Annotated in this window: 13 protein-coding genes and 1 tRNA gene; 6 read left to right on the top strand and 8 right to left on the bottom strand. The window is 53.9% G+C overall.

Features of this window, described 5'->3' with window-relative positions:
- The 3 genes from G449_RS18010 to G449_RS15520 form a co-directional block, all read left to right on the top strand.
- On the top strand, nt 1–293 hold a 293-nt coding region (locus tag G449_RS18010), incomplete at its 5' end, for an integrase core domain-containing protein (RefSeq protein ID WP_022659993.1).
- 67 nt (nt 294–360) lie between these two features.
- Complete coding sequence (locus tag G449_RS0101390; RefSeq protein ID WP_022657519.1) at nt 361–963, top strand: tyrosine-type recombinase/integrase; 603 nt, start codon at nt 361–363, stop codon at nt 961–963.
- Between the two features lie 226 nt (nt 964–1189).
- Nucleotides 1190–2164 carry a DNA adenine methylase gene (locus G449_RS15520; RefSeq protein ID WP_022657518.1) on the top strand — a complete coding sequence of 325 codons (975 nt, stop codon included), beginning with the start codon at nt 1190–1192 and terminating at the stop codon, nt 2162–2164.
- Nucleotides 2165–2175: 11 nt separating this feature from the next.
- Here the strand turns inward: G449_RS15520 and G449_RS0101380 are convergent, their stop codons facing one another.
- The 6 genes from G449_RS0101380 to G449_RS0101355 all read right to left on the bottom strand — a co-directional run bounded on the left by G449_RS0101380 (nt 2176) and on the right by G449_RS0101355 (nt 9322).
- On the bottom strand, nt 2176–3591 hold the full coding sequence (locus G449_RS0101380) for a hypothetical protein (protein ID WP_022657517.1): 1416 nt from the start codon (nt 3589–3591) through the stop codon (nt 2176–2178).
- A 576-nt stretch (nt 3592–4167) separates the two neighbouring features.
- Nucleotides 4168–5418, bottom strand: coding sequence for a DUF4427 domain-containing protein (locus tag G449_RS18240; RefSeq protein ID WP_108702543.1), 1251 nt, complete (start codon nt 5416–5418; stop codon nt 4168–4170).
- 672 nt (nt 5419–6090) lie between these two features.
- Nucleotides 6091–6184: transfer RNA gene (locus tag G449_RS0101370), tRNA-Ser, on the bottom strand.
- Between the two features lie 352 nt (nt 6185–6536).
- The gene (locus G449_RS0101365; RefSeq protein WP_027180599.1) at nt 6537–7355 is read right to left on the bottom strand and encodes a tetratricopeptide repeat protein; all 819 of its coding nucleotides are present in this window, start codon (nt 7353–7355) and stop codon (nt 6537–6539) included.
- Nucleotides 7349–8062 (bottom strand): nicotinate (nicotinamide) nucleotide adenylyltransferase, encoded by a 714-nt coding sequence (gene nadD, locus G449_RS0101360; RefSeq protein ID WP_022657515.1) that lies wholly within the window; start codon nt 8060–8062, stop codon nt 7349–7351. Before nadD ends, G449_RS0101365 begins: the two co-directional genes overlap by 7 nt.
- Nucleotides 8063–9322: a glutamate-5-semialdehyde dehydrogenase gene (locus G449_RS0101355; RefSeq protein ID WP_022657514.1), complete on the bottom strand. Its 1260-nt coding sequence runs from the start codon at nt 9320–9322 to the stop codon at nt 8063–8065.
- Nucleotides 9323–9506: 184 nt separating this feature from the next.
- Between G449_RS0101355 and G449_RS0101350 the strand changes: the two genes are divergently transcribed.
- The 3 genes from G449_RS0101350 to G449_RS0101340 all read left to right on the top strand — a co-directional run bounded on the left by G449_RS0101350 (nt 9507) and on the right by G449_RS0101340 (nt 12853).
- Entirely contained in the window at nt 9507–10256 is a 750-nt protein-coding gene (locus tag G449_RS0101350; RefSeq protein ID WP_022657513.1) for a tetratricopeptide repeat protein, read from the top strand.
- 128 nt (nt 10257–10384) lie between these two features.
- On the top strand, nt 10385–12235 hold the full coding sequence (gene iorA, locus G449_RS0101345; protein WP_022657512.1) for an indolepyruvate ferredoxin oxidoreductase subunit alpha: 1851 nt from the start codon (nt 10385–10387) through the stop codon (nt 12233–12235).
- 9 nt (nt 12236–12244) lie between these two features.
- On the top strand, nt 12245–12853 hold the full coding sequence (locus tag G449_RS0101340) for an indolepyruvate oxidoreductase subunit beta (RefSeq protein WP_022657511.1): 609 nt from the start codon (nt 12245–12247) through the stop codon (nt 12851–12853).
- Between the two features lie 105 nt (nt 12854–12958).
- Here the strand turns inward: G449_RS0101340 and G449_RS0101335 are convergent, their stop codons facing one another.
- Both G449_RS0101335 and G449_RS0101330 read right to left on the bottom strand, forming a co-directional pair.
- Nucleotides 12959–14713 (bottom strand): methyl-accepting chemotaxis protein, encoded by a 1755-nt coding sequence (locus tag G449_RS0101335; protein WP_022657510.1) that lies wholly within the window; start codon nt 14711–14713, stop codon nt 12959–12961.
- Between the two features lie 49 nt (nt 14714–14762).
- Nucleotides 14763–16655, bottom strand: coding sequence for a bifunctional diguanylate cyclase/phosphodiesterase (locus tag G449_RS0101330; RefSeq protein ID WP_022657509.1), 1893 nt, complete (start codon nt 16653–16655; stop codon nt 14763–14765).
- Nucleotides 16656–18158 lie beyond the last annotated feature (1503 nt).

Here is an 18158-nt window from a genome sequence, read left to right as displayed (position 1 = left end):
CCTGGGCTTTTGAACACGGCGTGCAGATAGAGTTCACTCGTCCAGGGAAGCCCACAGATAATGGACACATTGAAAGCTTTAACGGAAAATTCCGAGATGAGTGCTTAAATCAGAACGTGTTTCTGTCCCTGCACGATGCCCGCAGAACAGTCGAAGCCTGGCGGCAGGATTACAACCAGCGGCGACCGCACAGTTCCTTAGGCTGGCTGACACCGGAAGAATTTCGGGCAAAGAATATAACCTGCAACCCATTGGGAACCACTAACTTACAAGTGGTATACGCAGTGGGGTAAGGTCATCTGGAATTGGCACAAAGACGCTGTTCCAAGAAATCCCTGGCGTTTTGTCGCCAAGCCCGCCGTGGAACAATACGTCAAGTACGTGCCTACCCCTGACGACATCAGCAAGGTTCTGGCGGTAGCCAAACCGTGGCAAGCTGATTTGCTCAACACGCTGCTACTCACAGGGGCCAGAGTAAGCGAAATTCTCAATTTAACGTGGGAAGACGTTGCCGACCATTCATTGAAGCTTTGGACACGGAAGCGCAAAGGAGGGGCAAGGCAATACCGGACGTTGCCCATAGGCAACAGCTTGAACGCCATTATAACTGCCCAGAAAGCCATAACAGGCAATACGACCCATGTTTTCATCAATCCCAACACAGGTGGACCGTACTCAACTCGCCAGCAAACGATCAGGGATATGATGAAACACCTCTGCAAAAAGGCGCAGGTCAAAAGCTTTGGTTTTCATGCCATACGGCATTTTTTCGCCGTGAGTCTCATCCAGTCGCAACAGGCGGGTTTGACCGACATTCAGCTCCTCTTGGGGCACCAGCGAGCCACTACAACCGACATCTACCTGAAAAGCGTGGCGCCGGACATTAACCACTTGGCGGCGATCATTGAGCGTGCGGTTCAGCCATCATCTAGCCGGACGCATGAAGTTGAGGCCGACAGGTAATTCTGGAGGGACATAACACACAAGGCGGGTTGCTTTACGGCAACCCGCCCTTGTGTGTTATGCTCAGCGTTCCGGACGCTTGTTAGTGCTTAGTTGATCGGGCGGATACACCTTAAATTTACATTTAACTGATTATTAAAGCTGGAGACGTATCTGAATCCCTTGAAGAACACTGTAAATCCTGACAGAAATTGTTCTGAAATTCGAAGGGTAGGAAAATCTTAATATGAGCAGCATATATTGGACTTTCCTTTTAAAGACAAATATAATAGTCTATTTAGCTATGAAGATTGCTGCAAGCCCATTACGCTACCCAGGAGGCAAATCCTCCTTGACAGGCTTCCTAGCGGCCACATTGCAAAGCAATGGGTTGGCAGGAGGCACGTATATTGAACCATTTTGTGGTGGTGCAGGCGCTGCAATCAATCTACTGCTATCAAGGCATGTGAGCAAAATTATTATCAATGACCTTAACCCGCTCATCTACGCCTTCTGGCATTCTGTTCTTAATGACACAGAAGCACTCATTGGTCTTATTAAAAATACTCCCGTAACGATAGACGAATGGCATAGGCAAAGGTTCATATCAAAAGATTCTGATACCCCAACTCTCCAATTGGGATTCGCAACGTTTTATTTAAACAGATGCAATCGCTCTGGCATCCTTGGCGCAAACCCAATTGGAGGGTTAAGCCAAACAGGTGACTGGAAAATTGATGCTCGGTATAACAAGGCCCCCCTCATCGCTCGAATTGAAACGATAGCCGAAAAACGCGATTCCATCCGATTAGAGAACATGGATATTTTGTCGTTTCTTACAGACATAGTTCAACCATTAGAAAACAAAAGCTTTATATACCTAGACCCTCCCTACATTGAACAAGGGCCATCCCTTTACCTCAACGCATTAAACGAAGAGGGTCATGCCGCTTTGGCAAAACTCCTAGTAAATGAATTTAGACATGTATGGTTGCTGACATACGATAACACTGAGAAAGCTAAGGCCTTATATGCAAATGTTACGGTGCGTCCATTTGCCTTAAATTACTCTGCACACAGGCATAAAAAAGGGGAAGAGTTATTGATACATCCTCCCCATACCATTATCCCGCTTGATTTTGGTACCGCCGGAAATTTAAACAAGTTAACTTTTCTTGATTATTACGGCAACTCTGAGAAAAAACATCCCTCTGCTGTATAATTAAAACTTTACTATTCTTCAGGTACGGCGCTTTTGCAACACATAACAACCAACGGCTCAATCATTATCCAGATTGCATTTAACGTTTCTTTGTCAGGCATGCTAAACTGCCCATGAGTATACCTGTTGAGTGTCTCAAGGTGCTTATACTGGAAGCTGTTCTCGTCACAAAAGCGTTCAAGGTCTGCGCGATATGCCTCTTCAGGAAACCAAGACTTCCTTTTTACCAGTTCTTTCATAATTACGGAAAGCCTGTTCGTTCTGCCTTTGTCATTGATTGCTATATGCCGTTCGTTTTTGACATCAAAGATTCGCACCACGGTTAATTCAAGGATGGTTCTCAACAACAAAGCCGATGCCAGCATGTAGCTCCCTGCTGGGATTACCTGACCTTGCTGGATTAGTGAGTCGAGCTTAGAAACCCCCGTTGAGTATGTCTTCGAATTGGCAATCAGCTTTTCTTGTTTTCTTGTGGGGCGTGAACGCTCCTTTTCATCATATTTTTGTGGTTGGCGTGCCGTCGGCGTGAAAGCGAAGGGGTCATTAACATCAACATCTTCAGTCGCTACTTTTAATTTTTTTAATTTTTCAATATAAGCATTAATATCAGAAACTTTTTCCAAAGTTCGTGATGTTTCTTTTTTTTCTACCAAATCAGTGACAATCTTACAAAGAATTAGCTTAAAAGTTGCATTATCCATGTTCGCAACGAGAGTAGAGCCGTCAACACGGATACCTGTATAGCTTCTAAATTCCGAAGAACCAATTATCCTTGTTACTGTGGACAACGGGAATGTAGGCTGTATTGATTTTTCTTCAATATCCGGCGGCAAATCCAATTCAAGGAATGCTTCTTGGATCAATATTTCCAGAACAGCCGCTGACACCGAGGAAAGTGTTTCTTTTAATTCGCTTGCAATGTCATTTATTGTCTTCCCGTCGAATATCGCATCGGCAATAAAACGATGCTTTTGTTGGCGGCTCCATTTTTTTTGTGCTTCATCGGCATGTTTTAAGTAAAGGATTTTTCGCAGTATTGCTCGTGATGGCGCTATGATAACGGAAACTTTTTCGATATCTATCGTGTTGATATCTTTGGCCAGCTTTTTAAAAAGTCTTTGCTTCGCTGCTGGGGCTTTCGATGGGTCGCGAAGCATTTGAAGTGCACATGTACGCCGATTTCCTTCGAGAACCGTAAAAAAATCACCCTCTTTAACTACATAAATTGGCTCGAAGGGGATAAAGCCTTCAGATACTATTAACTTGGCTATCTTATCGACATGCTCATTGAGAACAAGAAATTCGCGTATTTTATCCTGCCTAAGGTTGCGAACATCAACTGGAAGGCGTGGGTTTTCTTTATCTAGACGCAGGATATCAACAGTGACTTTTCGAGTTTCCCATTCGGAATAATTCGGAACCAACATTTATGCCCTCCAGTGTGTCACCCTTAGGTATAAAGCATCTTATATCATCACCAAGATAAAGGTCAATTTGCCCCTCCCCCCCCCACTGCGCAGACAAATAAACAAGTGGCCCCCATGTACAGATTTGTGTTCTGCTGCGTGAGTGGCAGATTCAGGCAATGTGCTAAGCGAATTTAGCTTTAAAAAGTCCAATCTCTAAGAGCGTTAAATCAACCTTACTGCCTCTTTTCTGCGCTGTTATTGCTACCCAGGATTAGCTCATATTTTTCCCGCAGATCGAGCCAAAGTATGTAGATGGTATGTATATTGGTCGCGCACTCGCTAAAAATATACCCATTTCAAACGCGAAAGCAGCGAGTTGCTTTAGATAGCAACTTGCTGCTTTTATTAAGCATTCGTGACTGAGCGTGTGGAATTATGACAAAAATTGTTAACATACTTACTACAATAACTTAATTTATGTGCTCTCGCTCACATCCTGTCGTTTTATACACAATTTTATACCATGACGCTCAAGAGCAACTCGATGAAGAAACAGGAGTCACGCTTACAAGCACAAATTTCATGTATTTAGTGTTACCAATTTTTATTGTAAACAAAATCGTTTTCGAGAGGTGCGTTACAATAAAAAGGTACATAGTCTGGATTTTCATGGCCTAGGACTGAAAAATAGCCACAATCAATACCAAGCTGAGCATTTAATATTTTAGCGAGACGTTGTGTCATTTCCTCCTGTTGTCGGAGGTTACACATATCGCTAAATTCGTAAATTGGAACAAGATAACGCCCATCATTGTTTACAATAATGCGGCCGCAAGCTTTCATGCTGCGGGCAAAAGGATGTGCGCCATTATATAGCCATAACCAAGCTTTACCCCTTTCACCCTTTTCTGGAATGGTGGCATGATTAATTTTGTATGCTTCCTCTTCCAGAAGTTTCTGATGTGAGATTACTGTTGGCCTATCAACTTCGAGACCTGCTAAAGGATCTATAAGGGCTTGTGAAATGGCTTGGTTCAGCCCCTGTGGGTCTCGCAAAGTAACTGGCGAATCGATCCTGTCCAAAGAAAGAATAAACTGGTATTTATGCCGATTAATAACTTTTCTATCTATGAGCGTGAGCAAGTCATAAGAGAGTAGCTGGGCCTCACGCATATTGCTTACAACGATACCCATTCCAGATATGTTTTGATTCAAGAGGTCTAACGCAGGCATGTTCTCAAAAGAGTCTAATATGCCTGTGTCTTGCATTTGATTGTTATACTCTTCAAGGCAACCATTGTATGGCCAACGCCACTCACGTTCATGCGTCCAATCAATAGGATATTGGGGAAATGGGTTGTAAGAAACATATCGATACTGTTCTCTGTGAGGCAAACACTCCTCATCGAGGATTCTAGCTCCATTAGACATAGTCGTTATATTGGGTGGTTGGCTAAGTCCATAAATAACAGGTAGAGCACCTATCTGGGCTAGTTGATTTTTATTGATAACAATCGCATATGGACTGATATGCTCCCCTCTCGCTTGTCTTACTTCTGCTGCTTCAAAAAAAGCAGCTACAGGCATGTCAGTAAAGCACACAGCAGGAGTTTCTCCATAAATTGTTCTGACATCCTTTCTATATGACCAAGTCGCCCATACCCTTTGTTGGCGAAGTGCACATCGCAAAAGAAAAAAGGCTGCTATAGGCTTGTTGTCGTATTCAAATAAATTATTCCAACCGATATGCTCAGGCATTTCAATTCCACTGTCAGAGTCTAAGTCAACATCTCTAAAAAAATGAATTAACCAATCTGAAAGGTCATAGCGAAAATTATTCAACATGATATACCTCGCTTTTAGCTTTTAGATCATCGACCAATTTGAGAATTGCCCAGTAGAAAAAGATAATCAAATTGAAAGTAAGCTTAATAGGCATTTCTATGCAACACAAATCTTCCCTTGAGCCATGCACAACTCATCCGCTGCATGGCTTAAACCCAAGAAAACTCCATTTTACATGAGAAGGCAAACGATAGTCATATGAAGCCCACGGTTGCGTGATCTGTCAAAACCGATATGAGGGTGTTGCAGGGGTATTCGCAGGCATCTATATCGGAGAAGCCTTGCCATCCTTACGACAATCTTTGCGGCATTTTTTAGCTGAGTCATCGATTGAGAATTCGTTGCGTTGAGTCTTTGTGCCCCTCCACTACCCGTAGTATTTGTAAGTAGCTATTATTAAGATATTTATATCATTCGCAGGGAGATATTCTGGCGTCGCCTCGTCAACGTGCGCGCGACTTTGAAATACAAAAAGCCGACTGCATTGCCCCACGACCTCTAATCTTCGTTGTCTTTGCTGTCACAGATTAATCCCCAATTTCCCCGCAGATCGAGCCAAAGTATGTATGACGGTATGTATGATGGTCGCGCACTCGCTAAAAACATACCCTTTTTGACGCGAAAACGGCGTGTTGCTATCTAAAGCAACACGCCGTTTTTATTACGTATTAATGGCGGAGAGGGTGGGATTCGAACCCACGTAGGAGCTATTAACCCCTAACTCGATTTCGAGTCGAGCGCGTTACGGCCGCTTCGCTACCTCTCCGCAGGCCACAAAGGGCGTTGGGTGCCCCGCTTGCAGCCGAAGGCGGTATATAGCCTATCTTTGGGTGAAAGGCAATGCTTCTGATTCACAAAGGCGCGCCGCCTCAGCGGTTTGCCCCAACATAGCAAAGCCATCTGTGAGGCCCTCATTCACGCCGCCACGGTTGGCAAACCGCAGGCAGAGCCTCAAGACCGTGGGCAGCAATGCCCTGAACGGCAGATCATCTGTGCTGGTGGACAGAAAGGCAGAGCCAAAATTTTCACCTTCGCTTAACCTGTTAGCGTGCTCGGCGCGTATGCACTATCCGTGAATCCGGCCTGACCGCAGGCTCCATCAGACACAGCCTCCGCTCTTAGTGCTTGCCCAGCGCCGCCATGACCTCCAGGGCATCAGCCTGCGCTGGGTCTGTCTGCAAAGCACGCAGGGCGTTATCTTCCGCTGCCTGTTTTTTACGCCACGCAAGATACAGTTTCGACATTTTGCCAAAGGTTGAGGCATGCCCGCCAAAAGTACGCAACACCGCCTGATACACCGCCTCGGCCTTTTCGTATTCCCGCAGTTCCATCCACGCCGCCACGGCCCCGGTGTAGGCAGAGGCCTCGCGCGGCTGAATGGTCATGGCTTCCTCATACATGGCGGCGGCTTCGGCAAACAGCCCGGCAGCGGCAAAAATCTGGCCCATTTGCAGGCGGATGCCGTCCTCGTCGCCAAACTCCTCCACTATGCGCTTCAAAAAAGCGCGCCCCTTGGCGACCTGCCCTTCGCGCAAAAAATCCAGCCCGCTGCTGATGAGTTGCTTTTTTCGCTCCAGCCGAGCCTCGGCCTCCTGCTGCACGGCCTGCTCCGCAGCCGTTTGGAGAATTTTCGCAAGGCCTTCCAGCACGGTTGAAAGCGTGGCTTCCTTGCCCGCTTGCAGGGTGATGCTGCGCGGCTTGCCCGTATTGCCGGGATCAAGCAGCGGTTGCAGCGCGCTATGGCGCACAATGCCCCCCAAAAATTCCCCGATCTGGATATCCAGTTCCGCCCTTGCTGAACGCATCAGTTTTACCCCGGCAAGAAGCCGCAGCGCCTCACTCATGGTCACAAGGGCGCGCTCAACTTCGTCACGCCGCAGATAGCCCATTGCACGGGCGATATTTTCCCTGATTTCTTTTGGTGCAGTAGTCAGCATGCCGAGCCGTCCTCCAGCCAGTGATGCCGCACTGTTTGAGCGTTGTTTAGCAAAATCTGCAAGGCCGCTTCCGGCACAAGAAAATCCACATTGCGGCCCGTCAGCCATAGCTGCCGCACCCGAGATGCGCTCACAGCCAGCCACGGCACAGAAAGGAAATGCGCCAGCCCTCCCCCCGGCAAGACCATGCACGGGCAGGCAGGCAGCAATGGAGGGCGCTCTGCAGCATCGGGCCACAGGGCTTTGGCGGCGGTGATAAAATCGGCAGAGGTATGCCCCTTGCGGGGCACAACCACAAAATGGCACAGCCGGGGCAAATCCAGCCCATTATGCCATGTGGAGAGCAAGGCGAAGTCCGGGCTGCCCAGAATAAAATACAGATCCGTATCCGGCTCTGCCTCACGGTAGGCGCAAAGCGTATCCCACGTGTACGACGGCCCCTGGCGCTGGGCCTCCATCCGGTTGCAACGCAGCCAGGGCAAGCCCTGAGCGCAGGCTTCCACCATCCGGGCGCGCAGATCAAAGGGCAGCATGGCGCTCTGCGCCTTGTGCGGCGGCACGGCGCAAGGCACCATATCCACGCCCTGCACAAGATCGCCCAAGGCCTCGCGGGCCTCTATGGCCAGCCGCAGGTGTCCCACATGGGGCGGGTTAAAACTGCCGCCAAGAATGGCTCTGCCCGGCGGGGGGGACGCCGCTTCCGCCATCTATCCGCGCACCTGCCCCTGGCCAAGCACCACAAACTTGGTGGTGGTCAGTTCGTCCACGCCCATGGGGCCGTAGGCATGCAGCTTTGAGGTAGAAATGCCGATCTCCGCGCCAAGGCCAAGCTGCCCGCCGTCGTTGAAGCGGCTGGAAGCGTTGACGGCCACCATGGAAGCATCCGCCTCGCGCAAAAAGCGCATGGCATGCTCGTGGTTGTTGGTGCAGATGATTTCCGTGTGGTTTGAGCCGTAGCGGGCAATGTGATCCAGCGCGGCATCCATGCTTTCCACCACGCAAACGGCAAGCACCAGGGCATGAAATTCCTGCCCGAGATCATCGGGCTGCTGTGCAACGGCAGTTGCGCCAAGCAGGGGCAGCGATTGCGGGCAGGCGCGAAATTCCACACCGGCGGCACCAAGCTTTGCCGCCACCTTGGGCAGAAAATCCTTGGCCACGCCGCGGTGCACCAGCAGGCATTCCAGCGCGTTGCACACGCCGGGGCGCTGCACCTTGCCGTTAAAAACAATCTCCGCCGCTGCGTCCAGATCGGCATCCGCATCAATATAAGCGTGGCACACGCCCTTGAAGTGCTTGAGCACGGGCATGGTGGCAGCCTCGGTCACGGCGCGCACAAGACCCTCGCCGCCGCGCGGGATGATAACATCAATATAGCGGTCGAGTTTGCACAGGGCGTTGACGGCCTCGTGTCCGGGTATGGACACAAGCTGGGCCGCATCGGCGGGCAATCCCGCCTGCGCCAGCGCATCGCACAGGGCCTTGGCAAGCGCGATGTTGGAGCGCAAAGCCTCGCTGCCGCCGCGCAGAATAACCGCATTGCCCGCCTTGATGCACAAAATGGCGGCGTCAATGGTCACATTGGGGCGCGCCTCATAGATCATGGCGATCACGCCCAGCGGCACGCGCATGCGGCCCACAAGCAGGCCGTTGGGGCGCTGCCACTGGCGTTCCGTAGCGCCCACAGGGTCGGGCAGATTGGCCACATGACGGCAGGCGGCGCGCATTTCATCCATGATGGCAGGGGTAAGCGTCAGGCGGTCAAGGCGGGGGGCGTCCTGCCCAGCGGCACGGGCCGCGGCAAGGTCTTCCGCATTGGCGGCCAGAATTTCGGCCTCCCGCTCCTGCAGCAGCTGCGCCAGCCCCAGCAGGGCTTGCGTTTTGGCATCGGGGTGGGCCTTGGCTATGGCCCTGGCCGCTTCCTTTGCCCGCGCGCCAAGGCGCGACATTTCTTCTGCAGGCGTCATGCATACTCCTTATTGTATTGGCCGGGGCCGCGCAGGCCACCTGACCAGAGGATATTTGTTTTGACAGAGGGGCTGATTCTGGCCTAAGAAAAAAGCTTCAGTCCAGCTCCGCCGATCATGGAACGCGCAGGGCAAACGCGCGGAAAAACTACGGCGGTTCCGCCTCCCTAAGGAGTTTTGATACATGAATCCGCAAAAGAATCAAGGCGCAGAGGATTCCCCCCTGTTGCGCGACCTTCAGGCAGAAGTCAGCTCCGAAAGCGCCCCCATGCTCCAGTTTATGCTGCGCCACGCTGGCACCATAGCCAGCATTGTGGTGCTGTTTGTGCTGGTTCTGGCGGGTACCGGCATCTGGCGCTGGTACAGCACATCCAAAAACGATGAGGCGAGGCAGTCGCTTGCGCGCATTGTGCTGCAAACCAGCGGCCCCGCGCAGGTCAAGGAACTTGCCGCCCTGGCGGAAAAAGCCCCCTCGGACGTACGGTTTTCCGCCTATCTGGCCTTGGGCCAAAGCGCCATGAGCAACGGCGACAACGCCACCGCCGCGGATGCCTTTGCCAAGGCCGCCAAGGCAAGCGATGGCCCCCTTGCGCTGGTCGCCGGCATGAACGAGGCCGGAGCCATGCTCAAGGCCGGAAAATACGCCGATGCCCTTGCTCAGCTGCAAAAGCTGCAAGCCGCGCTGCCGGGCGAAGTTACCGCTCCCCAGCTCAAGCAGATGATGGCCGAAGCCGCAGTTGCCGCCGGGCAGACAGAACAGGCCGCCCGCATCTACCTTGCCCTCTCGCGCGAGGCGCAGGGCCTCAACAGCGAATATTTCCGCGCCCGCGCAACTACGCTGGCCCCCAAGATTGTTGAAGAAGAAGTCGCCCAGACTGCGAGCCCGACAGCGCCAGACGGCGCTGGGGAAAAATCTTCCGGCAAAGCCCAGTAAATATCTCTTCGCAAGCCCGCGCATGTGCAAACAGCGCGGGCTTGCGTCATTGTAGGCGGGGCCGCATGGGCCACGCCATCTTGCATCCAGTTGCGGTTCAGGCGCACATGCCTGGGCCTGGAGGGAACATGAGCAATCATCCGCTGTTGCAGGGCGCTCGCGGCGAGCGGCACCTGCTGTTGGGAAACGAAGCCATTGTGCGCGGCGCGCTTGAAGCGGGTGTGCATATGGTCAGTTGTTACCCTGGCACTCCGTCTTCGGAAGTGCCGGACACGTTCCACCGCCTTGGCGGCGAGGGCCGCTACCGGCTGGAATATTCCGTCAACGAGAAGGTGGCCATGGAAGTGGCCGCCGGTGCCGCCCTTGGCGGCGCCATGAGCCTCGTGACCATGAAGCACGTGGGCGTCAACGTGGCCGCCGACCCGCTGTTCACCTCCGTTTACACAGGCCTGCCCGGCGGTATGGTCTTGCTGACGGCTGACGACCCCGGTTGCCACTCGAGCCAGAACGAACAGGACAACCGCACCTACGCGCGCTTTGCCCTGCTGCCTTGTTTTGAGCCTGCCTCCACGCAGGAAGCCAAGGACATGACCCGCGAGGCCTTTCGTCTTGCCCGTGAGCTGCAACAGCCCGTGATGCTGCGCACCACCACCCGCATCAGCCACATGCGCGGCGCTGTGGATTTTGACGACCTGCCCGCCACCCAGCCGAAGGTTGAATTCAAGCGCGATCCAGGCCGTTTTGTGCCGGTTCCCGCTGTGGCCCGCAAGCGCCATCAGGTGCTGGACGGCATCATTGAAAAAGCCCGCCAGTTTGCGGAATCCAGCCGCTTCAACACGGTGCATGAACCCCATACGCCCACGCGCCTTGGCATCATCACCAGCGGCGTGGCCCGCAACTATCTGGCCGACGCCCTTTCGGCTGGCGGCTGGGGAGACCGTGTGCGTGTGCTTGAGCTTGGCATGACCTGGCCCCTGCCCACTGCCATGATCACAGAATTTCTGCGCGGCTGTGACCGTGTGCTGGTGCTTGAGGAAGGCGTTGACCTGCTGGAGCAGGACATCCGCGCCCTGGTGCAGAAGCAGGAAATCCACGTGCGCATCGAAGGCAAGGATTCTGGCCTCACCGGTCAGGGTGAATACTCCACCACCCTTGTCATGCGCCGCATTTCCTCCTGGCTCGACACGCCCTGCCCAGCCAAACCCGTGCGCAGCGTGGACATGGAGCTGCCGGGCCGCCCGCCGAACCTCTGCGCCGGCTGCTCCCACCGTGCCGTTTACTATGCCGCGCGGCAGGTTTTTGGCGACGACGCCTTCTACTCCAGCGACATCGGCTGTTACACCCTGGGTCTGCTGCCGCCCCTGCGCGCTGCGGATTTTCTGGTGTGCATGGGGTCTTCCATCTCCGCAGGCAGCGGCTTTGCTCGCGCATCGGGAAAGCCCGTTGTGGCCTTTATCGGCGACTCCACGTTCTTCCACTCCGGCATGACGGGCCTTGCCAACGCGGTTTTCAACCAGCATGACGTCATTCTGGTCATTCTGGACAACGGCACCACGGCCATGACCGGCCATCAGCCCAACCCCGGCATGGTGCAGGACATGCTTGGCTCCATGAGCCAGCACATGGATATTGAAGCCATTGTACGCGCCATGGGCATTACCCAGTGCACCAAGGTGCGCTCCTTCAACGTCAAGGCCGTCACCAAGGCGCTGGAAGAAATGAAGGCCCAGAGCGGCGTGCGCGTGCTGATTACCGAAGAGCCCTGCGTGCTGTATGCCCGCCGTCAGCTCAAAAAGGCCCAGCCCCAGGTGGCCGAGGTGGCCCAGCAGGGACCGGAAGCCATGCGCTGCCTTGAGCAGCTGGCCTGCCCCGCCTTTTACCGCGAGGGCGACAATCTTGCTGTAGACGCCACGCTCTGCACAGGCTGCATGGTCTGTTTGCAGGTTGCGCCCACGGCCTTCAAGGCGCGGAAGCGGTAGGGAGATATTATGAAGACACACGAAATGCAGAAGCGGATGCGTATATTCTTTACCGGCGTGGGCGGTCAGGGAACCCTGACGGCCACAACCCTGCTGGCCCGCACAGCGCTGGAAGCCGGACTGGATGTGGTGGCTGGCGAAGTGCACGGCATGGCCCAGCGCGGCGGCGTGGTGGAATCTGTTATGCTGCTTGGCGGCTGGCGTTCCCCCAAGCTGGATTACGGCGAAGCGGATGTGCTGCTTGGCTTTGAGCCGCTGGAAACCCTGCGCGCCCTGCCTTATTTGCAGCCAGGCGGCGCAATCTTTTCCAGCAGTGATGCCCTGCCACCCCTCAGCGTTTCGCTGGGCAAGGCAGTGTACCCCGATATGCCGCACATTATGGAAAAAACCCGTCAGGTTGCGGGGCAGTGCCACTTTGTGCCCTGCCGTGAGCTTGGCATGCAGGCCGGTTCCGTGCAAAGCGGCAACACCGTGCTCCTGAGCGTGGTCTGTTCTTCTGGCGTGCTGCCCTTTGGCGTGGACGCGCTGGAAGCCGCCATCAAAAAATTCCTGCCCGCGAAATTGCAGGAATCCAACCTCAAGGCGCTGGAACTGGGCAAGGCCTACGTCAATAAATAACGCCTTGCCCGCAGCCCGCCACAGCTGCGGCACCTGAACCAATTATGAACGCAAGAAGCCCCTTCATTGAAGGGGCTTCTTTTTTGTGACGGGATAATTTTTGCCTCAGCAGTTCTGCATCTGCTCAATGAGGCCTTCAAGATTCTGGGCTTGGGCAGAAAGCCCGGCCACGGCGCGCGAGGCTGCGCTCATGGCAACTGCGGTTTGCCGCGAAAGGCTGGTAACATCGCCAATAGTGCGGTTGATCTGGTCAGTGGCCACAGCCTGCTGCTCGCTGGCGGTGGCAATTGCGCTGACCTGATTGGCGGTTTCTTCCACTGTTCCCACAATGCCCTCCAGCGCCTGCCCTGACTGCTGGGCAGCTTCGGTTGCCAGCGAGATTCCTTGTACCGCCTCCTCCACAGAGGCGGCGCTATGGGCCACGCTTTGCTGAATAGCCTTGATGGCCGTATCCACATCGTGGGTGGAAGCCATTGTTTTTTCCGCCAGTTTGCGCACTTCGTCCGCCACCACGGCAAAACCGCGCCCGGCATCGCCAGCCCGAGCGGCCTCAATGGCGGCATTGAGGGCGAGCAGATTGGTCTGATCCGCAATATCCGAAATAACGTTCATAATACGGGTAATCGCATGCGCATGCCCGCCAAGCTGCTCCATATCATCCTTGAGACGCAAGGAGGTGGAGCGCACGGTTTCAATACTCTCCAGAGCGTGGCGAACCACCTTGGCCCCGTTCTCTGCTTTTTGGCGGGTTTCTGCCGAGGAGTCAGAGGCCACGGCGGCATTCTGCGCAACCTCGCCCACGGTGGCGTTCATCTGCTCCATGCCAGTGGCGGCTTCCGTGAGCCTTTGAGCCGTGCTGTCGGCGCTTTCTTCTGCCTGCCGGATGGTTTCACCAACCTGACCGGAGGCAGTGGCCACAACATGGGTCACTTCTTCCAGCGCCTCGGCCACCTGCTGCATGGCTTCTGTTTTTGCACGGGCATCGCGCTCCGCCACTTCAGCCTGTTGCAGGGCGGCATTGGCCCTGGCGGATTCTTCCCGCGCTTTTTCCGATTCACTGCGCGCACTTTCTATATGCACCTTCAATGCCTGAACCATAAGCACCAGCGAGGCGTACACCCCTTGCTGGCGGCCAGAGTGCTCAAGGTCATAATCCCCTTCAGCCACGCGGCCCGCTATGAGCTGCAACTGCGCCGGGTCTTTGCCGAGCTGGCGCTTGATGGCAAGCGTGATGCCCGCCGTAACCGCAATGCTGAACAGTATGCCCACGATGGCGAGCACGGCCCCGGCCATGCGCGACTGCCGCGCAATTTCCTGCGCACCTGCCGCAGCCTCCTGACTGCGCTGCACGTCGTGCTGCACAAGCTGGTCAAAATAGCGCGCAAGGCGGATAAAATCAGCCCTGCTGCGGGTGAACAGCGCAATGGAGCCATCCGTATCACCCTCGCCCGCCAGACGGATAATTTCTTCGCGTGTGGCTTCCTCCGCATGCAACTGGGCCGTGATGTTGCCCCACAGTTCATCATCCACCGGCTCACCAGCCTGTTTACGCGTCTCAATCAAAGTCTGATAGGCCTTGGCGTGCTGCGCAAACTGCTTGAGTGCGCGCTTGATGCGGTCGCGATACTCGGCAATGGTTACTTTATCCGTATGCGGAGTAAGCGCCGCCAGATCGGAACGAGCCGAATACAGCAGGGACGTCATGGTCTGCACCGCCACAAGCGACGGCACATACTGCTGATCCATATGACTGACAGCGTGATCAATACGATCGGTATTGACGTAGTATACGCCGAACAGTGCCAGCATAAGAAAAATGATGCTGCTGAACGAAAGAACCAGTTTCGTGGTCAGCTTCATGAGTACTCCCGTAGTTTGCTTGCTGCCGCCTTGGGGGCAGCAATAATCGTTACGCTTCAAGCTGGTAATTACTGCCGCTGATGCGTTTGCACTGCTTTTTCAGGGTTGCGGCGGCGCGCGCCAGATCAAAACTGCTCTGAAAATTGCTGGCATTGACTCCAACAATCGTCAGGGACATGAGCGGGAAGCGCTCTTCAATATTGCTGCGGCTTTTGCCCTCAATGTAACCGCGCTGGACGTCATCGGCACTGTAAAAGGCAGGCACGCTGTCGTTAAAGGCAGAGACGATGGTTTTGCACACATCAGGGGCCGTAAGGGCATCTGTTACGGCGATAAAGTCATCACCGCCGATATGGCCTACAAAATCATCCTCGCTCGCGCTTTCCTTGATGATGGACGAGAGGCGCTTGAGCGCCCTGTCACCATTTTTAAAGCCGTATTTGTCGTTGTAAGCCTTGAAGTTGTCGATATCGAAGTAGAGGACAATGCGCGGCAAACCAAGGCGCACAAGCCGTTCCAGCTCGATATCTATGAGCGCGTTGCCGGGCAGTTCTGAAAGAGGATTAAGCTGACGCGCGTTGGCGACTTCCAGTTCGATGCTCTTTTCGAGCAGTTCCTTGACTGTTACCACACCCTGATAGCGCCCCTCACGGGTTACGGTGACAAAATCATAGAGTTTGGCGTCATCACGGCGCATGGCCTGACGCGCAACCAGATCAATGGTGCACTGGTGGTCTACACATAAAAAAGAGCGGTCCATGACCGCCTCCACGGCCTTGTCGGCAAAGAGGGAAAAGCCGAACCTGCCGCTCAATTGTTCGTGCAGGCGGTTGCGCGTGAGCGCGCCGACAGGCAGTTCGCCCATGACCACGCACAGGCCGTTGAGCTTGCTGTTTTTCTCAAACAGATCAACTACGCTGCGTATGGGCATGTGCGGCGGCACAACAGTGCCGGGGCGGCAAATGTGCCGCACATGAAACTTGTGAACGCGCGCGCCGAAAAATCTGTTTTTTATTTTATTTTCGCGGTGAATGACCTGAAGGGCCACGGGATCCACTGCCCGAGGCGTGGGATCTGGCCTGCGGAGAAAATAGCCCTGCCCGTAGGGCACATCAAAACTGATGAGGGTTGCCAGCTCTTCTTCGGTTTCTATGCCCTCAGCAATGATGCGCGTATTGGTGAGCGCCGCAAATTCCTGCATGCTCTTGATGAGCGCCTGCCGGGTGAGGTCTTTATCCACCCCACGTATAAGCTGCATATCGAGCTTGATGAAATGCGGTTGCACGTCAGATATAAGGTTGAGGCCGGAATAGCCTGCGCCCGCATCGTCGATGCTGATCTGATAATTCTGGCCTTTGTAATGCTCGATAATCTGCTTGAAGCCGCGCAGGTTCACAACCGATTCGCGCTCGGTGATTTCAAAAACAATATCTTCGGCACTGATGGCAAAGCGGGTCAGGTATTCCTTGGTGAAGCCCATGCCGAAATGGGAATCCTGAATGATGTTGGGATTTACATTGAGGAACAGACGGATGCCCGTTGGCATCTGGCGGGCAGCGCGCAGGGCGCTACGCCGGAAGAGATGCTCAAGCTCAAGCATGCGCCCATTTTCCAGCGCGCACTGAATAAGGGCTTCGGGATTTTCAAGCGGAGTTCCGGCAGGGCCGCGGCCAAGCGCTTCATAACCAAAAACAGCGCCATCGCGAAGGGAAACAATGGGCTGGAGCACGCTTGTGATGGTCTGGTTCTGAAGCACATCCAACAAACCCTGTCGGCGCTGCTCATCATCGGCAGTTACAGCATTCAGTGAAGTTGATGCGGGCGGCGGAACCATGGACGTAGCGCGGCATGGATGTGGGTGCGAATCTGCCAAACTTGCAGGATGCAGTGGCAGATCGCAAAAAGTTTCTACAAATAAATCCTGCGCGGAAGAATCGGGCATGACCCCCTCCACATAAATTGCTGTGATGGCCGGCTGCGGTCTTTTCGCCTGAAGTAGGCTGCGGTATCAACTAGGCTGTAAGCTCGGCACACTGACTCGTAGTCACAAACATCACTAAGCCGATACTATGGCGGGTCTGTTACAGAAATAATTGATTTTGACGGCGAATCAGATTCGTCAGAGATAATTTGAAAAGACAATTACCATAAAGAAAGAGGGAATTGAGCCCATTGTTACAGCCGCATTACGCGACTTTTGACGACAATGTTACAGAGGTAAATGCGCGCTAACGCGGGGCCAGATTTTGATTGGGGTCTAGATGGTGGGACGGATGGCTTTAGTGATCGCCGTGTCTGGTGCGGCAATGATGCCAAGAGCGATTTTCTTGGCTCTACTTAGTTCTATTTTTTGCCCTTCAGGCGCTATCTTCCGCCGTCCGGCGGAGTTTGGAACGCCTGTGCGGTGGGCAATTTAGGTTCACCGTCAAGCTGGAGTATTTTGCTGCCCTTCGGGCACGGGATTCCGCCGCCCAGCGGAGCTTGGTGCGCCAGTGCGGCGCACCATTTCGCCTTCCCGGCGAGGGGCAGAGGGGGCCTGTTAGGGGCTGCGCCCCTCCTTGGCCCCCTCTGCCCCTCGCCGGAACACCCCCTAAGAGCGGCTGTCAATTACCCCCGTCTGACGAGGGCAACGCGGCTTTAGCTCCGGGAGCTTCCTTCCCTCGCTGCGCGCGGTCAGGCGATCTCCCTCCGCGCCGCGTAAATGCCAGATGGCGCATTTGCTTTGGATAAAGTCCGTTTCAGCCAACTACCCTGATAACAATTATACCGTTAAAACTGGTCGTTGGCTCAAGCTGCCCTCTCCGCAATAAATTTTGCATCGCAAAAAATGGCTTCGCTGTGGGCATCATCACGGGTAAGACGTGTTGATTATTCCGCTTTGACACCTCTAAGCGAAAAACCCACAGCTAGAAGCCAACGGCAAGTCGCTAACATCATGTGTCTTTTGCAGGCAGTAAAAGAAAGGTTGCAGGATCACGTTGCATCACCTTTTGAATGCGCAAAGTTGTAATGAAATTACACAGCACGTGGCGCAAGGGTGCCCTGCCTTTCAGCGGGAATGATGTGAAGTGGTTGTGGTGCCGCCTTCCCTCTTGCCTTTTGCAGGTCGTGATCAGGAGATGGTTGTGGAGCTGCCATCCTTAGACTCGCCGGAGCGTGAGCGGAGGCGACGTGCTGGTGTTGGGCGAGTTTGCAAAATACGCATTTTTGTGGACTGACAAGGAAAAATTAGTTTTTTAAGCGCATCGTACTTCAAGTACGTGAGCATTAAAAAACTAATTTTGACGCAGGCAGGCCCAAAAAGTCGGGTTTGCGTAAATGCGGCTGACGGGCTCTGGACGCGCTACCAGAGAGGAACGATAAAAATCGAGGGGGAAAAAAGAACGGAAGGGAGGGGGTAGTAGAAGGAGGAAAAGACAAAGCCCCTTGCGCTTTGAGCAGCAAG

Origin of the sequence: Desulfovibrio desulfuricans DSM 642 (assembly GCF_000420465.1) — a bacterium.
GTDB lineage: Bacteria > Desulfobacterota > Desulfovibrionia > Desulfovibrionales > Desulfovibrionaceae > Desulfovibrio > Desulfovibrio desulfuricans.
The sequence above is the reverse complement of the archived record's forward strand: the minus strand, read 5'-3'. Positions and strand labels throughout refer to the sequence as shown.